The sequence below is a fragment of the Rhodococcus sp. NPDC057529 genome (assembly GCF_042802055.1).
Classification (GTDB): domain Bacteria; phylum Actinomycetota; class Actinomycetes; order Mycobacteriales; family Mycobacteriaceae; genus Rhodococcus_F.
The window spans coordinates 147,622-166,366 of the sequence record NZ_JBHVEY010000010.1; the positions used below are offsets into that span (position 1 = coordinate 147,622).

Below are 18,745 nucleotides of genomic sequence, written 5' to 3' on the forward strand. Positions count from 1 at the left end.
GAACTCCTTCGATGCGGCAAACCAGCATAAACCGCAGTGGATGTTTACAAGCCGTAGGTCTTGCCGATGATGTCGCGCTGAATCTCGTTGGTACCGCCGTAGATGCTCGAGACGATGGTGGAGCGGACGTGCTTCTCCATGTCGAACTCGGTGGCGTAGCCGTACCCGCCCATCATCTGCATGCCCTCGAGCGCGACCTTCTTCGCGGTCTCCGTGACCTTCAGCTTGGCCATCGATGCTTCGCGGGCCAGCATCTTGCCGGGGTTCGCGTCGACGTCCTCGGCGACGCTGTACACGAGCAGTTTGCAGCACTCGATCTCCGTTGCGAGATCGGCGATGCGGTGACGTAGCGCCTGGAACGATCCGACGGGACGCCCGAACTGCTTGCGCTGGGTGACGAAATCGAGGGTGTCGGCGAACGCGCGCTGCGCGGTGCCGAGCATCATGGCAGCGAGGATCAGGCGTTCGAAGTTCAGTCCGGTCATCAGCTGGCGCCAGCCGTTGCCGACCTCGCCCACCACCGCGTCCTCGGGGAGGACGCAGTCGGTGAAGTAGAGGTCGTTGACCTCCTTGCCGCCCATCGTGTCGATGCCGCTGATCTTCAGTCCGGCGGTGTCTGCGGGGACGTGGAACATGGTCAGGCCTTCGTGCTTGCCGTCGCCGCGCCCGGTGCGGGCCACGAGCAGGATGTTGTCGGCGAAGTGCGCGTTGGAGCACCACGTCTTCTGGCCGTTGATCACCCAGCCGTCGGCGGTCTTCTCCGCACGGGTGCTGAGGTTGCCGACATCGGAACCGGCCTCCGGCTCGGACATCGAGATGGACTGCGACCGGCCTGCGACGATGCCACGCAGCACGACGTCCTTCTGTGCGTCGGTCCCGAACTTCGCGTAGGCGCCGCCTGTGATCAGGGTGGGCCCGATCCCGCCGATGGGCGCCATGCCCTTGGCGGCCTCCTCGAGCAGGATGCACATGTCGACGTGGCTCGCGGCCGAGCCGTCGTACTCCTCGGGGATGGTGATGCCCAGCCAGCCCAGCTTCGCCATCTTCTCGTAGAGGTCCTGATTGTGGTTGTGCTCGCCGTGATTCGTCAGCCTGTCGCGTTGCTCGCGGGTGCCGCTCTCGCGCTTGCAGAAATCGGCGATCGCCGCCGCGAAGTCCTTCTGTTCACTGGTGAATTCGACGCTCATGTCCGGGGAACTCCTCGTGGGTGGTGGGTCGGCGAACAGGCCGGCCGGGGTGACTGTGTGGGGCTTGCCGCGATGGGGTCGGCCGCATACTGTGATGTCCACTACATTACATCACATCACATATATTTGATGTGATCTCGAGGGAGGATATCGACCATGCCACAGCAGGCGGAGACGACCGAGACGACGGCAGGCGCTCAGCCCACGGCTCCGACGGGGCCGGCGGAGTCGGCGCCGAAGACGTTCGCGTCCCTGGACCCGCGCGACGGCACCGTCCTGGCCGAGTACCCGATCGAGGGGGAGCGGGAGGTGCGCGCCGCCGTCGACGCGGCCCGGTCGGCCGCGCAGTGGTGGACCGCCCTCGGCTTCGACGGCCGCAAACAATGGCTCCTGGACTGGAAGAAGTCGATGGCACGGGACGGCGAGCAACTCGCCGCCCTCGTCGCCGCCGAGACCGGCAAGCCCCACGGCGACGCGCTCCTCGAGGTGATGCTCGCCATCGAGCATCTCGACTGGGCGGCGAAGAACGCGGGCAAGGTCCTGAAGCGGCGCAAGGTGCCCTCCGGCCTGGTCAGTGCGAACCAGGCCAGCAGCGTCGGGTACGAGCCGATGGGTGTGGTCGGTGTGATCGGGCCGTGGAACTACCCCGTCTACACGCCGATGGGCTCCATCTCCTACGCGCTGGCAGCGGGCAACACCGTCGTCTTCAAACCCAGTGAGCTGACCCCCGGCGTCGCGGTGTGGCTCGCCGACAAGTGGAAGGCACTCATCCCCAATCAGCCTGTCCTGCAGGTGGTCACCGGCGACGGGTCGACGGGTTCCGCCCTCGTCTCTGCCGGCGTCGATAAGATCGCCTTTACCGGGTCCGCCGCCACCGGCAAGCGGGTCATGGCCGCCTGCGCCGAAACGCTCACGCCCCTGGTCGTCGAGGCGGGAGGCAAGGACGCCATGCTCGTCGACGCCGACGCGAACCTGGACGAGGCGGCCGGGTTCGCCGTGTTCGGGGCGATGGGCAACGCCGGACAGACGTGCGCGGGCGTCGAGCGCATCTACGTCGTCGACGCCGTCTACGACGAGTTCGTCCGGCTGGTCGCCGAGAAATCGAAGGTCCTGCGCCCGGGACCGCGGGACGCGGCGTACGGCCCCATGACGATGACCGGCCAGTCCGACGTGGTTCGCAGCCACGTCCGGGACGCACTCGACAAGGGTGGATCCGCGGTGGTCGGCGGACTCGACTCCATCGCGGACGGGTACGTCGGGCCCATCGTGCTGACCGGCGTTCCCGAGGACAGCACCGCGATCCGCGAGGAGACGTTCGGCCCCACGGTGGTCGTCAACAAGGTCGCGAGCCTCGACGAGGCGGTCGCGTTGGCCAACGGCACCACGTTCGGCCTCGGCGCGTCCATCTTCACCAAGGATGCGACCAAGGCGATGCAGGCTGCCGGGAAGCTCAGGGCCGGCGTCGTGACGATCGGCTCGGTGCTCGGATTCGCCGGTGTCGCGGCGTTGCCGTTCGGCGGTGTCGGAGACTCGGGCTTCGGCCGCATTCACGGGGCGGACGGGCTGCGGGAATTCAGCCGGGTCAAGTCCATCGCCCGGCAGAAGTTCGCGGCGCCGCTCAATCTGCTGACCATGCAGCGCAAGTCGCGGGACATGAAGATTTCCGCCTGGATGTTGAAGAACCGACACGGACGCTGATCGCGGGAGGGTATTCACATGCTGAGGAAGACCACGCCGGGCGGGGTTCCACGGGGCAGGCACGGCTGGCAGCGCCGGATCGAGGAACTCGACCCGGTCCGGGACCACGAGGAGATCCACCGCATCACGGCCGGCTACGAATTTCCGTGGGACTACCAGCGGTCCCTCGAATTCGCGCTGTTCCGAACGTATTGCGTCCCCACGATTTCGGAACTGCTGCAGCGCACCGGCGAATTCGAGAAGCGGCCGCAGAAGCGATACGACGACACCGCGTTGCTGATGGCCGAACTCGTCGAACACGGCTACGACTCCGAACGCGGCATCGAATCACTGCGCGTCGTGAACCGCATGCACGGCAAGTACGACATCGACAACGACGACATGCTGTACGTACTGACCACGTTCATCTACGAACCGATCGACTGGATCGACCGGTTCGGGTGGCGGCGGCTCACCCCGAACGAGCGTCTTGCGTGCTTCCACTTCTACCGTCAGGTGGGGGTTCGCATGGGGATCAGGAACATCCCCGAGACCTTCGAGGACTTCTACCGGTTCAAGGCCGAGTACGAGCGGACACACTTCCGGTACACCGACGACAACCATCGGGTCGGCACCTACACGCTGACGCTGTTCTGCTCCTGGTTTCCGGCGGCGCTCCGGCCACTCGTCGCGCAGGGGGTCTACGCACTCCTCGGCCCGATGATGCTGGCGGCGTTCGGATTTCCCGCAGCCCCGCACTGGTTGCAGCGCGCGTCCCGACGTGTGCTGCAGATCCGGGCACGGTTCGTGCGCCTCCTGCCACCGCGCCGCGAATCGAAGGCCGCACGCGATCCGCGCAACCGGACCTACCCCGGATACCCGGTGGGCTACCGCCCCCGCGACCTCGGTGCGGACAACGACAAGCAACGAGGAGCCCGCCGGCGGGCCGCATGAGAACTGTGCCCCTGGGCGATTCGCCCAGGGGCATGGGCTAGTGACCCAGCAGCACGGCCGTCATCAGGGTGTGGAGTCGGGCACGGGACTCCTCGCGGGTGTCGAAGTGGACCAGTCGGCCGATGTCGAGAACCAGTCCGAGCGCCGCGTGTACCAGGAACCGTGCCTCGGGCGCCGAGAGTTCGGACCGCACGGCGGTCACCAGATGGACCCATTCCTCGACGTGGAGGCGCTGCACGTTCCGGAGGTTGGTCCGTTCGTTCTTCGGGAGGTTCCCGATCTCCGCGAAGTAGACCGACAGCACTTCCGGGTTCCCGAACGACAGTTCCAGGTACGACTCGGCGAGCTTGCGGAGGGCGTCCTCGGGGTCGGCGGCCGTGGACAGCGCCGCCGACGTGGCCACGGCCAGCCGGTCGGACGCGCGGTAGAACACCGCCGCCAGAAGGTCTGCCTTGCTGGGGAAGTGGCGGTAGACGCTCGACGCGTTGATGCCGGCGGCGGCGCCGATCTCCTCGATGCTCGAGTCGTGGTAGCCGTGCCGGTCGAAGATCTTGACGGCCTCGTTGATCAGCAATTCACGCTTGGACGTCACGGCGAGTCCCCGCACCGCGCCGGCGGGGGCGCCCCTGCCCGCGATCGGGACGGCGTGCGGAAGTGTCGCGTTCAGGATCGACCCGCATGCCGACTTCAGGAGCGTGTCGAGTCTGCGGGTGGCGAGGGTGGTCCGGTGTGCGCTGATGCTGCCCATCACACTCAGCGTCGACGCTCCCAGCGTCGTCGCGTCGACGGCGGTCAGTTCGGGGCGAATCTCGCGCAGCGGCGCGGCCACACACTGCGTGACGTGGACGAAGACGGCACGAATCCGCTTGCGGTCCTCGGCCTCGAGATACCGGCCCTCCCAGCGGTAGAGTCCGGCGACCTTACGGTTCTCGATGCTGTTCGCGACGAGCGCGGAGATCAGGTGTTCGAGTCGGTCGCCGGGTTCGAGTCCGTCGACGCCGTCGAGTGCGCCGTCCGCGGTCGCCTGGAGCGCGTCGGCCGTCGTCGTCGCCGCGTGGACGAACAGGGCGTATTTGTTGGGATAGTGCCGGTACAGGGCGGGCCCGGAAATGCCGATGGTGGCGGCGATCTCGTCGACACCGACGGCGTGGTAGCCGCGCTCGCTGAAGGCTTCGGCTGCGACGTTCGCGATCTGGGCCTTGCGATTCTTGGGGCGGCGGCGGATCGGCCGGTCGGTGGCGGCACCGGCCGCCGTGCTGGTCCGGGCCACGGTCACCTCCAGTAGTGGGCAGTTGTCTGCCGGTTCCTCTGCCGGTCATCTTAACCGAGACTCCCTCACTGCCGAGCCCTGGATGGTCGGCGCGAATCCGAGTGTTCGCCCGGCGTCTCGATGAATGGCCAGCAAGACAGTGCGAAATGTGTTCCGAGAGGTATTGACACGCACCGAACGGCACTAATAAGTTAACAGCAATTCGCGTGTGGTGGTGGCCTCTAGCGGTTCCCCGCCCTTCTCCGGCCACGCAGGCCGATTCTCTCGGAGGTAGCTGGCGTCATGAGTGCACCACGGCAACTGTCGACCGTTCCCGCCGTCGCAGCCGACGGTCTCCGGGTGGTCGTGGACGGCGGGATCCTCCGGATCGCGATCGACCGGCCCGACCGGATGAATGCGCTCGATCTGGCTCACATGACCGCACTCGGCGACGTGCTCGAAGGCGCGGCGGCGGATCCTGCCGTCCGCGTCGTCGTCCTCTCGGGTGCGGGCGCGGCATTCTGCACCGGCGCGGATCTCGCGGCGGCGGCCACCGCGGGCGGCCGGGCGGCGTCGCCGGAGGTGGTGATGGATTCCGCCAATCGCGTGATCCGCGCGATCGTCGACCTCCCGATCCCGGTGATCGCCCAGGTGGGCGGCGCGGCTGTCGGGATCGGGGCGTCCATCGCCCTGGCGGCGGACCTGACGTACGCCGCCGAGGACGCGTACCTGCTCCTCGCATTCGTCAACGTCGGGCTCATGCCCGACGGCGCTCCAGCGCGTTGATCGCCGCCTCGATCGGCAGGGCCAGGGCCACCCGGATGGCGCTGCTCGGCGAACGGCTGCCCGCCGACCGGGCGGCGGACGAGGGCCTGATCGCCGGTGTGCTCGCGGCCGACGACCTCGCGGCCCACGTCGACGCCGTCGCGGCGAGGCTGGCGCGTGGTCCGAGGCGGGCCGTCGCGCTGACCAAGCAGGCCCTCACGGCGACGACGCTGACGGAACTGGACCCGGCGCTGGTCCGCGAGAAGGCCGGCCAGACCGAATTGCTCCAGTCGCCGGACTTCGCCGAGGGGGTCACGGCGATGCTCACGAAACGTGCTCCGAACTTCGGCAGCTGATGCGAATTGCCGTTAACAAGACTGTTCCGATCAACGTCGACATCTGTAATACTCGTCACAGCCTCCGTGTGGGGCCCGAGGGGCGAACTCGAGTACAGCGAAGGGACCACCACCACATGTCATCACGTAGCGAGCCGCTCACGCAGCCACTGCAATCCCGCCGCAACCACTGGAACAACTGGGTTGCCACCCATGCCCAGGCGAAGCCCGACCACCCCGCATTCCGCCATCTCGGGCAGAGCACGTCGTGGCGCGAACTGCACGAGCGCTCGCAGGCCCTCGCGGGGGCCCTCTCCCGGCGCGGGGTGAACTTCGGCGACCGCGTCCTGCTGCTCACGCTCAACCGCACCGAGTTCTTCGAGGCGGTACTCGCGATCAATGCGCTGGGTGCGATTGCGGTCCCGGTCAACTTCCGGCTCACCCCGCCCGAGGTCGCCTTCATCGCCCGGGACTCGGGCGCACGAGCCGTCTTCACCGAGCCCGCGCTGGCACCCCTCGTTTCCGCTGTGCGGCAGGATGTTCCCGATCTCGGCCTGGCGATCGTCATGGGCGCGGACACCGAGGGCGACGCTCTCGGTTACGAGGACCTCGTCGCGGAAGACGGTCCGGCCTTCACCCCCGTCGACCTGCCGGAGGACACGCCGTCGCTCATCCTCTACACCTCCGGCACCACCGGAACGCCCAAGGGGGCGGTGCTGTCGCACTCGAACATGGTCGGGCAGTCCATCATCTGCATCCGGGCGATGCGCTACGACAGGGGCGACGACGTCGGGTTCCTCGCGTCCCCGGTGTTCCACGTCGCCGCCCTCGGTTCGGTGGCCCCGATGCTGATGCTCGGCGCCACCACCGTGATCCACCCCCTCAAGGCGTTCGACCCCACCGAGATGCTCGACGTGTGGGAGCGCGAGCGCATCACCACGGTGTTCCTCGTTCCGGTGCAGTGGCAGGCAGTCTGCGCCGATCCCACCGCCGCGGGCCGCGACCTCGCCCTCCGCGTCATCAGCTGGGGCGCCGCACCCGCATCGGACACCGTGCTGCGCGCCATGGCGGAGACGTTCCCGAAGGCTCTCGTCGTGGCGGTGTTCGGGCAGACCGAGATGTCCCCGATCACGTGCGTGCTCGACGGCGACGACGCGATCCGCAAGCTGGGCTCGGTGGGCAAGCCGGTCCCGACCATCCAGACGCGGATCGTCGACGACGAGATGAACGACGTCGCCCCCGGCACCGTCGGCGAGATCGTGTACCGCGGCCCGACCATGATGCAGGGTTATTGGCAGAACCCGGCCGCGACGGCGGACGCATTCGCCGGCGGATGGTTCCACTCGGGCGACCTGGTGCGGCAGGACGAGGAAGGCTTCGTCTACGTGGTTGATCGCAAGAAGGACATGATCATCTCCGGCGGCGAGAACATCTATTGCGCCGAGGTGGAGAACGTCCTGTTCGGGCATCCGAGGATCCGGGAGGCCGCCGTGGTCGGCAGGCCCCACCCCAAGTGGACCGAGGTGCCCGTCGCGATCGTGGCGCTCGACGACGACGGAGACGATCTGACGGTCGACGAACTCGCCGCGTGGCTCGAAGACAAGCTGGCCCGGTACAAGCATCCGAAAGACGTCGTCGTGGTCGACGCCCTCCCGCGGAACGCCAGCGGGAAGGTCGTCAAGGGTGAGCTTCGAAAAGCCCACGGCGCGAACGACGTCGCGGTCGTCTGACCCCGATTCCCATACTGCTCGACGCCGGTCGCCGATCGTGGGTGACCGGCGCCGGGGGAGGACCGCGTGACATTCCAGCTGCCACCCGCCAAGGGGCCCGTCAGTCATTTCGCCAACGAAGTCGGAGCGCTCATCGGGTTCTCCATCGCGACCACGGTGGCCGCCGTACGAGTCCTGGTGCGGCGCAAGCTCGCCTGGCGGGAACTGCTGGACCAGGCCTGGCGGATCGCGTCGGTCACGTCGGCGCCCGCCCTGCTGCTGATGATCCCCATCGGAGTCCTCATCGCCGTCACGATCGGCAGCCTCGCCGGTCAGCTCGGCGCCGAGGGGTACACGGGGGCCGTCGTCGGGTTCGTGATCGTCGGGCAGGCGTCCGCGCTGGTCTGTGCGCTGATGCTGGCCGGGGTCGGCGGGTCCGCGATCTGCGCGGACCTCGGCTCGCGCACGATCCGCGAAGAGGTCGAGGCCATGGAAGTCCTCGGACTCGATGTGATCGAGCGACTCGTGGTTCCGCGAGTGCTCGCCGCGGTGCTCGTCGGCGTCGCACTCTGCGCCATGGTCACCGCCGTCGGCGTGTCGGCGTGCTTCCTCTTCCAGGTGGTCGTCCAGAACAGTTCGGCGGGAAGCTTTCTCGCGGCACTGTCGCAGTACACGCGGCTGTCGGATTTCGTGGTCGCCCTCGTCAAGTCGATGGCGTTCGCGGTGACGTCGGCGCTCGTCGCCAGCTTCAAAGGGCTGCACGCCAAAGGCGGACCCAGCGGTGTCGCCGACGCCGTCAACGAGGCCGTGGTGCTGGCCTTCATCCTCGTGTTCATCGTCAACACCGTGCTCAGTCAGCTCTATTCCGTTCTCGTCGTCCCCGTAGGTGGTTACTGATGGTCGTGAGCACCCGATGGCCCGCCGCGCACTGGGTGCGGGCACGGGCGCGACAGCCCCTGGGCCTGATGACGGGCCTCGGCCGGGAATTCACGTTCTACGGCAGCGTGACCGCCGGCGTCCCCCTCGCGGTCGTGAAGTACTGGCGGCACATCATGCGGCAGATCGGCGACATCAGTTTCGGCGGCGCGACCCTGCTCGCCGGCGGCGGAGCGATCGGAGTCGTCTTCGCGATGTCCGCGGTCGCGGCGACGCAGGTGGGCATCGAGGGGTTGCGCGGACTGGACCTGCTGGGCATGGGTTCGCTGTCCGGGCTCTTGTCCGCGATCCTCAACACCCGCGAACTCGCGCCCGTGATCGCCAGCATCGCGCTCGCCGCGAAGGTCGGCACGGGATTCACGGCACAGCTCGGCGCCATGCGCATCTCGGAGGAGATCAGCGCACTGGACGCGATGGCGATCCCGTCGCTGCCGTTCCTCGCGAGCACCAGGCTGGTGTCGTGCCTGATCTGCGTGGTGCCGCTGTATGTCGTGGGGCTGCTGTCGTCCTACCTGGCTTCGCGACTGGTGATCGTCACGTTCAGCGGGCAGTCGGCCGGAACCTACGACTACTACTTCCATCTCATGCTCACCCCCACCGACGTCGTGTACTCGTTCGTGAAGGCGATCGTGTTCGCGACGATCATCGCGCTCGTGCACTGCTCGTACGGGTACCACGCGTACGGCGGGCCCGAGGGCGTCGGCCGGGCGGCCGGGCGCGCGCTGCGCACCAGCATCCTCGCCATCGGCATCGTCGACCTGCTGCTGACCCTCACCCTGTGGGGCCTCGTCCCGTCCGCCCCCGCCCTGGGGTTGCCGTGATGCGCGGCCGCCCGGGAGGTCCGGGCAACGGCGCCCTCGCGGTGCGGGGGGTGATCGGGGTGGCGATTCTGGCCGTCGGATCGGCGCTGCTGGTCGGTTTCGGCACCGGTGCCATCGTCACCGACCCCGTGGTGACGGCGACGCTTCCGTCGGACGCCGGAGCGGTGAAGGCACACACGACGGTGTCCTACAAGGGCGCAACCGTCGGCACCGTGTCGAGCGTCGACCCCGGACAGGACGAGACGAGCATGCACATCAGCCTCCGCCCCGAACAGATGCAGCACATCCCAGCGTCCGTCCAGGTGCGGGTGGTGCCCCGCACGTTGTTCGGCGACCAGAACGTCGAACTGGTGTCCACCGCGGGAACCGGCGGTGCGAGGCTCGTGGCCGGTGCCCGGCTGCAACCCGACACGTCGGCCGAGACCGTCCAGATGTACGACCTGTACTCGAAGGTCTACGACCTGGTGTCCAGGGTGAAGCCCGAGCAGATGCAGGCCGCGCTCAGCGCCGTCGCCGACGCGTTGCGTGGACGCGGCGAACAATTGGGGAACACCATCGACAGCCTCCACACGGTGGCGCAGTCGACCGCGCCTCTCGTCGACTCCGTCGCGGAGCGCGCGCCGCAGATCGCACGGATCAGCGAACAGCTGGCGACGGCCGCGCCCGACGTCCTCGCGACCATGGACGCGGCGGTGTCGCTGTCGAATACTCTCGTCGAGAACACCGACAGCTTCACCGGTTTCCTCGCCGCGTCCCTCGTCGTGACGAGGAATTCCGGCGACGTCCTGGAACAGAACGCGGACGACATGATCGCGGTGGCACTGAACGTCTCACCGACCCTGGGCACCTTGGCCGGCAAGTCCGACCTGCTGCGGGCGACCCTGGACGAGGCGGGCCCGTTCGGTGACGCCGGCGCCGCCGTGTTCTCCACCGGCAAGTTCGCGGTGCGGGTCGCCGCCGACCTGTCCAACCCGCGGCCCTACACCTCGTCCGACTGCCCGCGGTACCCCGGCCTGAACGGACCGAACTGCGGGGGCGGTGGCGGGGGATGAGCGTCCGGAACTCGGCAATCAAACTGGCGGTCTTCGCCGTCTTCGGGATTCTCTCCGCGGTCCTCGTGGTGAACACACTGCGGGTGCCGGTGGAGGGACCGACCGTCGCGTACATGGCGTTGTTCACCGACGCCCAGGGGGTGACTCCCGGCAGCGACGTCACCATCGCCGGTGTGCGGGTGGGACGGGTGGCTTCGGTCGACATCGTCGACGGTGATGCCGGAAGCGCCACCGCCCTGGTGAATTTCGAGGTACAGCGCGATCAGACTCTGCCCGCCGACACGACCGTCGCGATCCGGTACGGCGACCTGCTCGGGATCCGGTATCTCGATCTCGCGGCCGGGTCGCCGGGCGACGAGGGCACCCTCGCGGAGGGCGACACGATTCCGCTCGACCGGACGTCGCCCGCACTCGATCTCACCAGTCTCTTCAACGGATTCAAGCCGCTGTTCGACGCGATCGACCCGAAGCAGGTCAACGAACTCGCCACCGAGGTCGTCGCCGTGTTCGACGGACGGAAGACGAGCATGGAAACGCTGCTGCGCAGGGTCGCGGACGTCACCGGCAACCTCGCGAATCACGATCAGCTGATCGGTGATCTCATCGCGAACCTCGAGGTGGTGGTGGGAACCGCGGCGGCCCGCGGTCCGGAACTGTCCCACCTCGTCGACAGTCTCACCCAGTTCACCGGGATGCTCGCCGAGAACAACGAGGTTCTCATGGACACCCTCGACCAGAGTGCGGCGGTGAGCCGATCGGCGCTGCAGATCGTGGACGGGCGGGTCCCGGAACTCGGACGCACGGTGAACCGACTCGAATCGCTGACGGGGGCGATGGTCGGTGCCGACCCGGAATTCGATCACCTGATGGTGGCCATGCCGCAGTTCTTCTCCTCTGTCGACCGCTCGGGCTCCTACGGCTCGTGGCTCAACATCTACCTGTGCACCTTCATCGTCAACGTCGACGGCCGCGAAGGCGCCCTGGGTCCCGACCTGCATTCGAGGTACTGCCAATGAGTGTCACCGACACGGTGCGCGACGTCTGGGACTCGCTGGCCGGAAACCAGCGGGTGCGGCCGGTCAACCCGCTGATCGTCGGAATCGTGGGAATCCTCGCCGCAACACTGGCTCTGGCCCTGGTTCTCGTGATCCCGCGGGTGAGCTTCAGTGTGCGAACCGACGGCTACACTGCGGAACTCGCGAACGCTGCGGGCCTGACCGATTCCGACTACGTGTACGTGGCCGGGGTGCCCGCCGGCCGGGTGACCGCCGTGGACCTGGCGGGCGATCGCGTGGTGGTGCGCTTCCGGCTCGACGGCGCGCGTCACCTCGGGTCGACGACGTCCGCGGGCGTCAAGCTGTCGACCATCCTCGGTAAGCGGTACCTGGACGTGTCACCGTCGGGGCCCGGCGACCTGGGCGACGACGGGACGATTCCCCTCAGCCGCACTAGTGTTCCGTACTCGCTCGACGACATCGGGTCGTCCGCGCTCGAGACGGCGGACGACCTCGACCTCGGCGGACTGCAGAAGATGCTCACCGTGGTGACGGACACGGTGCCGCAGGACGCGACACTCAACAGGGAGGCGCTGTCGGGGGTGAGTGCGGCGTCCGCGATCCTGGCGAAGAACGCGGATCAGGTCACGCAACTGCTCGACAGCTCGCGAACCCTCACCGACGTGCTGGTCGGTCAGCAGCATCAGCTGACCACCCTGCTCGGCAACGCCGACGTCGTGATGAACACGCTCGCCACCCGTCGCGAGGCGATCCGCCGGATGGTCGACGATCTGCAGGCCCTGATCGCGCAGGCGTCCCAGTTCCTGGGGGAGAACACCGCCGAACTCGACGCACTGCTCGCGAACGCGCGGCAGGTGACGGAACGACTCGACGCGAACCTCGCCAACCTCGACGCACTGCTCACCACGGGTGCGCCGGCAGCGAGGGCGCTCGTCAACGCCACCGGAAACGGTGACTGGGCCGACGTGTCGGCGCCGTCGGCCGTGATCGCCGACAACCTGCTCTGCGTCGTCGGACTGATCACGGGGTGCTCGTGAACGCGGGCACCGCACGCCGGATTGCCGGGATCGGCGGCGTGCTCGCCCTCGTGGTGGCGATCGTCGTTTCCGGGTGGTTGCTGATCTTCCGCACGTCCTCCACCGTGGTTCATTCCGAATTCGCCTATGTCAACGGCGTATTCCCCGGCACCGAAGTCACCGTGCTCGGCGTGCCCGTCGGCATCGTCGAGTCCGTGGAACCGCGGGGCGGGGCGGTGACGGTCACGATGTCGATCGCGTCCGACGTCGTGGTGCCCGCCGACGCGAATGCGTACGTGCTGGTGTCTTCCGCGATCGGGGAGCGTTTCGTCGAACTCGGTCCCGCGTACACCGGTGGTCCGGTGCTGGAGAGCGGGCAGACCATTCCCCCCGAACGCAGTCATTCGCCCATCACCTGGGACCAGCTGATGGACAGCGTCGACACCGTGGTCGAGACCCTCGGCCCCGACGGCGGCGACGCCGGCGCCGCGATCTCGGCAGCCGCGGCGTCCACGGACGGGCTCGGTCCCGCGATGAACGACGCCATCCTCACACTGTCGCAGGCGAGTTCGGTGATCGCGGGCAACAGCGCGGATGTCGGAGCGCTCGTCGACAACCTCGAGATTCTCGTCAACGCGATCTCGGCGCGGCAGGCGCAGGTCGACTCCCTCGCCGGTTCGCTCACCGCCATCGGCGACGAATTCGCCGGGCAGCACTTCGCGATCGGCGACACGGTGAACCAGCTGTCCGCGTTGCTGAATCAGATCGACCACCTCGTGTCCGCCCGGGGCGGCGACATCGCCGCCGGCGTCGACGATCTGGCGGGGGTGAGCGAGGTGCTGCGGAGGCACGACACCGACCTCGCCGAGATCATGGACCTGGTGCCGTTGCTGATCGACAACATCCAGCGCGCGGTGACTCCGGACCAGCGTGCCCGCATCCGGTTGAACATCTCCACCAACCTGGCGCAGGCCGAGCCGACGTCCCCGCTCTGCGCGGTGGTGGATCCGATCCTCTGCCGGGGAGCGGGAATCACCAACCCGATCCAGTTTCCGCCGAGCATGTCCGACCCGTTCGGGCTGCGCGAACTCATGGTCGGAGGACGATGACGATCCGCACGAGAACGACGTCCCTGACGGCGGCGCTGATCGTCGGCGTGACATTGCCGGCCGCGGGTTGTTCGCTGAGCCTGCAGGAACTGTCGGTCGGCCGATCGCCGGACGGTCCGTCCTACGAGATCACCGCGCAGTTCGACGGCGTCGATCGCGTCGTGCCCGGCGCCGAGGTCCGAGTGGGACAGGAAGTGGTGGGCCGTGTCTCGGACGTGTCGACCCGGGATTTCACCGCGGAGGTCGAGATGCGGATCCGAGACGACGTCCCGATTCCGCGGGACGCGACGGCACGCATCGAATTGCCCACGGCCCTCGGCAATCCCTTCATCCGACTCGACGTCGCGGATGCGGCCGGCGCACCGATGGGCGAGGGCGACGTGCTCCCGACGGCGCAGACGTCGCGTGGCCCCGACATCGAGAGCGGGCTCGCGGCCCTCGCCACGGTGCTCAACGGCAGCGGCATCGACCAGATACACGCCATCATGAACGAATTGACCGTCGCCTTCACCGGACGCTCCGACAAGATCCGGGAACTGGTGGACATGCTGAACGACACACTGGGCGTCGTCGACGACCACCGGGACGAACTCGACCGGGCGATGGTGGCGTCCAACGCGTTCGCTGCGGAACTCGCCGCGGGCCAACCGGTCCTCGACCGCGCGATGACCGATCTGGCGCCGATCGTGGATCTGCTGGTGTCGCAACGAGATCGGATCACGGCGCTGATGGGGGAGGCGTCCCGGCTCAGCCGTGAGGCGCAACGCGTCCTCGGCAGTGCCGGATCCGCACTGTCGACCGAGATCAGCGACGCCGGGACCGTGCTCGCCGCCCTCGACGGCTTCGAGTCGGAACTCGCCCCCACCCTGAACTCGGTGGCGACGTTCCTCGGCGGATTCGCCGCGGCCACACCCGGTGACTACACGACATTCGACGGAACGTTCGACGTCACCGCCGTCATCGCGAAACTGCTCACCGGCTCGGCCCCGCTCGAGGTGCCCGAAGCCCGCACGTTGCCCGAGGTACTCGGCGGAGGTGTCCGATGATGACACGCCACGTCGTGGCGCAGCTGGTGCTGTTCCTCGTCATCTCGGTCGCCGCGATCCTGTTCGGGCTGCGGTACGTCACCGGCCCGGACACGTTCGGAGACCCCATTCACCTGACCGCCCGCCTCGACCACGCCGCCGGTCTCGCCCAGGGTGCCTCCGTCAACTACCGCGGAGTCGGAGTGGGAAAGATCAGCTCCGTCGACGTGAACGGGGAGGGGACGGGCATCGTCCTCGGCATCGAACTGCACCCCGGCACTCAGGTGCCCGCCGGGTCGACCGCGAAGATCACCACCGAGAACGCGATCGGTATCCAGGCGCTCGACATCATGCCCGACAGTGGGGATCCGCCGTACCTCGCGGACGGGGACCTCATCGACGTCCCGCAGGAGGGGATTCCGCGATCGCTCGACGCGACGCTCGTCCAGACGACGGACCTCGTGAACTCGATGGACGTCACCGCCCTGTCCTCGCTCGCGGACACGTTCGGCACCGCCTTCGGAGGCACCGGACCCGACCTGCAGAACATGCTCGACGGTTCCGCCGAGATCGCGCGGACCCTCGAAACCCGCACCGATGCACTGTCGACCATCGTGAACAAGGGCTTACCACTTCTGGACACGGTGGACGGCCTCACCGCGGCCCTCCCCGAATCGGCGAACACCGCCCGCAGCGTGCTCGAACAGTTGCGGGCCCACGACGCTGCGCTCGTCGACCTGCTCGGACGCTCGCCGCAGACGATGGCGAGCCTGGACGCACTGCTGTCGGGCAACCGCGACTCCCTGGGCGCCCTGATGGCGAATCTGGTTCTCCCCACCGAGATCGTCGGCGACCGGACCCCCTCCCTGGAATACGGTCTGACCATCATGCCCGGCGCACTACCGAAGATCGCGTCGATCGAGAAGGGCGGCCTCGCCGACCTGCTCCTCGTCGGAACGCAGGGGCCGATGTGCGTGTACGACGCCCCACGCCGTCTGGTGACCGATGCGGAACCGAGCACGCCCGCCCTGGACTGGACCTGCCGGTCGCAGCAGTACCTCGAGCAGCGGGGAGCCGTGAACGTCCCCCGGCCCGACGACCTCGGGCAGGAGAATGCGACCAGGAACGGCGGCGTCTACGGACCACCCGCCGCGGACGATCCGCTGGTCGTCGAACCCCCGCTGACGGGGCACACCCCACGTTAGGCGCGGTGCTACGCCGGGGTGCCCGCGGCCCGGCGGTAACCGCGCACCGCGGGATAGGTGAAGATCAGCAGGCCGCCGACCGACCACGCGATCGTCTTCAGCAGAGGTTCCGCGACGGGACCGCCCATCGACAGTCCCTTCATCGCGTCGATCGCGCAGGACATCGGCTGGTTCTCCACGAACGGCTGAAGCCACGTGGGGTAGGCGCCGGTGGGCACGAATCCGGAGTTGAAGAACAGCAACAGAGTGCAGAGCAGCGACAGGAGTTCGACGAGCGGCGCCTTCGCCGCGTTGACCGCGAGGGCCGTCACCATCGTCGCGAAACTCACCCCGAACAGCAGCGGCAGCAGCATCAGTGCGATCCCGGCGAGAATGCCCTGGTTGAAACGGAATCCGAGGGCGAAACCGACCGCGATGATCAGCACGGTGGTGAGCACGATCCGCACGGATTCGGCCATGAGACGGCTGAGCAGTCCCGATGCGCGGTGCACGGGCAGCACCCAGAAACGGCTCAGGAGCCCGTCCGCCCACTCCTTCTTCAACGACAGACCGCCGGCGATGGAACCGAACATCGCGCCGACCAGCGTGATCATCGGAACGGTCCCGAAGACACTGTTCACGCCGGTGGCCTTGGTGATCGAAATCCCGAGCACCGCCCAGAACATCAGCAGCATCAACGCCGGGTACACGATCGCCTGCAGCATCGTGTACGGGTCCCGCGCCCAGCGAAGCAGAAGGCGCTTGGTCTGCAGCAGGCTGTGCGAGAACAGTGCGGTGAGTGAGTTCTCCGGGTGGGGTTCGATCACCTCGGGAAACGTCACCGTCGCCGGTGTGTCGGATCGGTACTCGGTGGTCATCCGCGCCTCACATTCGACCAGATCGACAACGGAATGAAGACCAGCGCCAGCCCGCCGCACCACAACAGAGTGGGTGTCAGCTGGTGGAACGTGATCGTGCCGTCCGTCATTGCACGCATGGACGAGGAGAACTGCGAGATGGGCTGATTGCGCACGAAGCCCTGTGCCCACTCGGGGAACTGTGTCACCGGAACGAAACCGGAGGAGAACATGCCGAGGATCAGCTGAGGGAGCGTCAGCGCCTGACTGGTGACCTCGGGACTGCGGGTGAGGGTGCCGAGGGCATCGGCGCCCGTCGTGAGTGTGAACCCGATCAGCATCGCCAGCCCGCAGAACGCCGCTGTCATCCCCAGTCCGCCGGAGAACCGGAAGCCGATCGCGTATCCGTAACCGATCGCGGCGACGAGTGAGATCGTCGAGTGCACGAGGCACGCGGTCATGCGCGCCGTCAGCGGGACCGCCGCCTTGACCGGCATCGTCTGGAACCGGGAATTCATGCCGTTCGACGCCTCGGTGGCCGCGCGGTGCGCTGCCGAGATCGCGGTGAACGCCATGGCCTGCAGGACGATGATCGGCATGACGAATTGTGCGTAGTCGATGCCCTGGAACTTCATGACCAGGCGTAGCGGAAGGTAGAAGCCGATGGTGAAGATCAACGGCGCCAGCACCGCGATGAAGAACTGTCCGAAGACCCACATCGTGTGCAGGTTGCGTGCGGACAACGCAATCCACTGCTGGACGCTCGAAGGATGCGGCCGCCGGTGCCTGCTGCCGAGGGTGCTCTCGAACCCGAGCTGGGCGGGCGCCGTCACGACGGCAGGCTGTCGTCGACGCGGACGTGGCCGGTGAGTGAGAGGAACACGTCGTCGAGGGACGGGCGCCGCAGGGCGATGTCGGCGAGGGTGACGCCGGCGAGGTCGAGTCGGCGCAGCACCTCGGCGAGGGTCTGGGCGCCGTGCTCGGCGGGAATCGACAACCGGTCGGTGCCTTCCTCGATGACCCTGCCGGGCGGGCACAGGTTCGTGAGGATCTCACGGACACGCGGCAGGTCGTCGAGGCTGACCGGAACCACCTCGCAGTAGCTTCCGCCGGTCCGGGCCTTCAATTCGTCCGCCGTACCCTCGGCGATCACGGTGCCCTTGTCGATCACGACGATGTTGTCGCTGAGGAGGTCGGCCTCCTCGAGGTACTGCGTCGTCAGCAGGATCGTGATGCCCTGCTCCTTGAGCGCGGACACGAGCGACCACACGCCCTGGCGGCTGCGGGGGTCGAGGCCGGTGGTCGGCTCGTCGAGGAACACGACCTCGGGACGGATCACGAGGCCGCAGGCGATGTCGACGCGCCGGCGCATACCGCCGGAATACCCGGACACCTTCCGGTCACCCGCGTCGAGCAGATCGAACTGCGTCAGCAGATCCTGCGCGCGCGATTTCGCGGCCGCCTTGGGCAGGCCCATCAGCCGGCCGAACAGCACGAGATTCTCGCGCCCGGTCAGCGACTCGTCCAGTGCGGCGTATTGGCCCGTCATCATGATGCTGCGACGGACGTCGGCAGCCTCCTCGACCACGTCGTGTCCGGCGACGAACGCGCGGCCCGCATCGGGGCGCAGCAGGGTCGACAGCACGTTGACGGTGGTGGTCTTCCCTGCGCCGTTGGGGCCGAGGATGCCCAGGACCGTGCCGCGGGGCACCTCGAAGCTGACACCCCGCAACGCTGCTACGTCACCGAAGGATTTCTCGATTCCCTCGACAAGAACGGCGGTGTCAGGTGCTGGCATGTCCCCGAGTATGTCACGCGAAGAGGGCGACCAAAGCAGACCCGCGAAGACCTCC

Annotated in this window: 16 protein-coding genes and 1 pseudogene; 12 read left to right on the plus strand and 5 right to left on the minus strand. The window is 67.7% G+C overall.

What is annotated here, in order from left to right; translation table 11 throughout:
* Positions 1 to 44: 44 nt before the first annotated feature.
* Positions 45 to 1,187: an acyl-CoA dehydrogenase family protein gene (locus tag ACFU5V_RS21085; protein WP_378701657.1), complete on the minus strand. Its 1,143-nt coding sequence runs from the start codon at positions 1,185 to 1,187 to the stop codon at positions 45 to 47.
* 156 nt (positions 1,188 to 1,343) lie between these two features.
* On the opposite strand from ACFU5V_RS21085, the gene ACFU5V_RS21090 reads away from it, so the two are divergent.
* The gene (locus ACFU5V_RS21090) at positions 1,344 to 2,885 is read left to right on the plus strand and encodes an aldehyde dehydrogenase family protein (RefSeq protein WP_378701660.1); all 1,542 of its coding nucleotides are present in this window, start codon (positions 1,344 to 1,346) and stop codon (positions 2,883 to 2,885) included.
* Between the two features lie 18 nt (positions 2,886 to 2,903).
* On the plus strand, positions 2,904 to 3,818 hold the full coding sequence (locus tag ACFU5V_RS21095; RefSeq protein WP_378701663.1) for an oxygenase MpaB family protein: 915 nt from the start codon (positions 2,904 to 2,906) through the stop codon (positions 3,816 to 3,818).
* A gap of 37 nt (positions 3,819 to 3,855) precedes the next feature.
* Here ACFU5V_RS21095 and ACFU5V_RS21100 read toward each other — a convergent pair whose 3' ends face one another.
* Complete coding sequence (locus ACFU5V_RS21100; protein ID WP_378701666.1) at positions 3,856 to 5,094, minus strand: TetR/AcrR family transcriptional regulator; 1,239 nt, start codon at positions 5,092 to 5,094, stop codon at positions 3,856 to 3,858.
* Between the two features lie 276 nt (positions 5,095 to 5,370).
* On the opposite strand from ACFU5V_RS21100, the pseudogene ACFU5V_RS21105 reads away from it, so the two are divergent.
* The 10 genes and pseudogenes from ACFU5V_RS21105 to ACFU5V_RS21150 all read left to right on the plus strand — a co-directional run bounded on the left by ACFU5V_RS21105 (position 5,371) and on the right by ACFU5V_RS21150 (position 16,056).
* Positions 5,371 to 6,188: pseudogene (locus tag ACFU5V_RS21105) on the plus strand (enoyl-CoA hydratase).
* A 116-nt stretch (positions 6,189 to 6,304) separates the two neighbouring features.
* The gene (gene fadD5, locus ACFU5V_RS21110) at positions 6,305 to 7,897 is read left to right on the plus strand and encodes a fatty-acid--CoA ligase FadD5 (protein WP_378701669.1); all 1,593 of its coding nucleotides are present in this window, start codon (positions 6,305 to 6,307) and stop codon (positions 7,895 to 7,897) included.
* A gap of 66 nt (positions 7,898 to 7,963) precedes the next feature.
* Entirely contained in the window at positions 7,964 to 8,773 is an 810-nt protein-coding gene (locus ACFU5V_RS21115) for an ABC transporter permease (RefSeq protein ID WP_072945674.1), read from the plus strand.
* A complete protein-coding gene (locus ACFU5V_RS21120; protein ID WP_378429580.1) occupies positions 8,773 to 9,633 on the plus strand; it encodes an ABC transporter permease in 861 nt (286 codons plus the stop codon). The genes ACFU5V_RS21115 and ACFU5V_RS21120 overlap by 1 nt, the downstream gene beginning before the upstream one ends.
* Positions 9,633 to 10,685, plus strand: a complete 1,053-nt coding sequence (locus ACFU5V_RS21125; protein ID WP_378701676.1) for an MCE family protein — start codon at positions 9,633 to 9,635, stop codon at positions 10,683 to 10,685. The genes ACFU5V_RS21120 and ACFU5V_RS21125 overlap by 1 nt, the downstream gene beginning before the upstream one ends.
* Entirely contained in the window at positions 10,682 to 11,701 is a 1,020-nt protein-coding gene (locus tag ACFU5V_RS21130) for an MCE family protein (RefSeq protein ID WP_378701678.1), read from the plus strand. The genes ACFU5V_RS21125 and ACFU5V_RS21130 overlap by 4 nt, the downstream gene beginning before the upstream one ends.
* Positions 11,698 to 12,738: an MCE family protein gene (locus ACFU5V_RS21135; RefSeq protein ID WP_378701680.1), complete on the plus strand. Its 1,041-nt coding sequence runs from the start codon at positions 11,698 to 11,700 to the stop codon at positions 12,736 to 12,738. The genes ACFU5V_RS21130 and ACFU5V_RS21135 overlap by 4 nt, the downstream gene beginning before the upstream one ends.
* Complete coding sequence (locus tag ACFU5V_RS21140; RefSeq protein WP_378701682.1) at positions 12,735 to 13,826, plus strand: MCE family protein; 1,092 nt, start codon at positions 12,735 to 12,737, stop codon at positions 13,824 to 13,826. Before ACFU5V_RS21135 ends, ACFU5V_RS21140 begins: the two co-directional genes overlap by 4 nt.
* Positions 13,823 to 14,872, plus strand: coding sequence for an MCE family protein (locus ACFU5V_RS21145; RefSeq protein ID WP_378701684.1), 1,050 nt, complete (start codon positions 13,823 to 13,825; stop codon positions 14,870 to 14,872). The genes ACFU5V_RS21140 and ACFU5V_RS21145 overlap by 4 nt, the downstream gene beginning before the upstream one ends.
* On the plus strand, positions 14,872 to 16,056 hold the full coding sequence (locus tag ACFU5V_RS21150; RefSeq protein ID WP_378701686.1) for an MlaD family protein: 1,185 nt from the start codon (positions 14,872 to 14,874) through the stop codon (positions 16,054 to 16,056). Before ACFU5V_RS21145 ends, ACFU5V_RS21150 begins: the two co-directional genes overlap by 1 nt.
* An 8-nt stretch (positions 16,057 to 16,064) precedes the next feature.
* Here ACFU5V_RS21150 and ACFU5V_RS21155 read toward each other — a convergent pair whose 3' ends face one another.
* Genes ACFU5V_RS21155 through ACFU5V_RS21165 form a run of 3 tightly spaced genes read right to left on the minus strand, consistent with a single transcriptional unit; the run spans position 16,065 to position 18,690 of the window.
* Complete coding sequence (locus ACFU5V_RS21155; RefSeq protein WP_378701688.1) at positions 16,065 to 16,913, minus strand: ABC transporter permease; 849 nt, start codon at positions 16,911 to 16,913, stop codon at positions 16,065 to 16,067.
* On the minus strand, positions 16,910 to 17,725 hold the full coding sequence (locus tag ACFU5V_RS21160) for an ABC transporter permease (protein WP_276135825.1): 816 nt from the start codon (positions 17,723 to 17,725) through the stop codon (positions 16,910 to 16,912). The genes ACFU5V_RS21155 and ACFU5V_RS21160 overlap by 4 nt, the downstream gene beginning before the upstream one ends.
* Positions 17,722 to 18,690, minus strand: a complete 969-nt coding sequence (locus ACFU5V_RS21165; RefSeq protein WP_378701690.1) for an ATP-binding cassette domain-containing protein — start codon at positions 18,688 to 18,690, stop codon at positions 17,722 to 17,724. The genes ACFU5V_RS21160 and ACFU5V_RS21165 overlap by 4 nt, the downstream gene beginning before the upstream one ends.
* Positions 18,691 to 18,745: the final 55 nt, after the last annotated feature.

Excerpts from the sequence above, each read along its gene's own strand:
- ACFU5V_RS21120 (WP_378429580.1), top strand. The coding sequence starts at position 8,773 with ATGGTCGTGAGCACCCGATGGCCCGCCGCGCACTGGGTGCGGGCACGG.
- ACFU5V_RS21130 (WP_378701678.1), top strand. The coding sequence starts at position 10,682 with ATGAGCGTCCGGAACTCGGCAATCAAACTGGCGGTCTTCGCCGTCTTC.
- ACFU5V_RS21145 (WP_378701684.1), top strand. The coding sequence starts at position 13,823 with ATGACGATCCGCACGAGAACGACGTCCCTGACGGCGGCGCTGATCGTC.
- ACFU5V_RS21165 (WP_378701690.1), bottom strand. The coding sequence starts at position 18,690 with ATGCCAGCACCTGACACCGCCGTTCTTGTCGAGGGAATCGAGAAATCC.
- ACFU5V_RS21085 (WP_378701657.1), bottom strand. The coding sequence starts at position 1,187 with ATGAGCGTCGAATTCACCAGTGAACAGAAGGACTTCGCGGCGGCGATC.
- ACFU5V_RS21095 (WP_378701663.1), top strand. The coding sequence starts at position 2,904 with ATGCTGAGGAAGACCACGCCGGGCGGGGTTCCACGGGGCAGGCACGGC.
- ACFU5V_RS21135 (WP_378701680.1), top strand. The coding sequence starts at position 11,698 with ATGAGTGTCACCGACACGGTGCGCGACGTCTGGGACTCGCTGGCCGGA.
- ACFU5V_RS21150 (WP_378701686.1), top strand. The coding sequence starts at position 14,872 with ATGACACGCCACGTCGTGGCGCAGCTGGTGCTGTTCCTCGTCATCTCG.
- ACFU5V_RS21090 (WP_378701660.1), top strand. The coding sequence starts at position 1,344 with ATGCCACAGCAGGCGGAGACGACCGAGACGACGGCAGGCGCTCAGCCC.
- fadD5 (WP_378701669.1), top strand. The coding sequence starts at position 6,305 with ATGTCATCACGTAGCGAGCCGCTCACGCAGCCACTGCAATCCCGCCGC.
- ACFU5V_RS21155 (WP_378701688.1), bottom strand. The coding sequence starts at position 16,913 with ATGACCACCGAGTACCGATCCGACACACCGGCGACGGTGACGTTTCCC.
- ACFU5V_RS21125 (WP_378701676.1), top strand. The coding sequence starts at position 9,633 with ATGCGCGGCCGCCCGGGAGGTCCGGGCAACGGCGCCCTCGCGGTGCGG.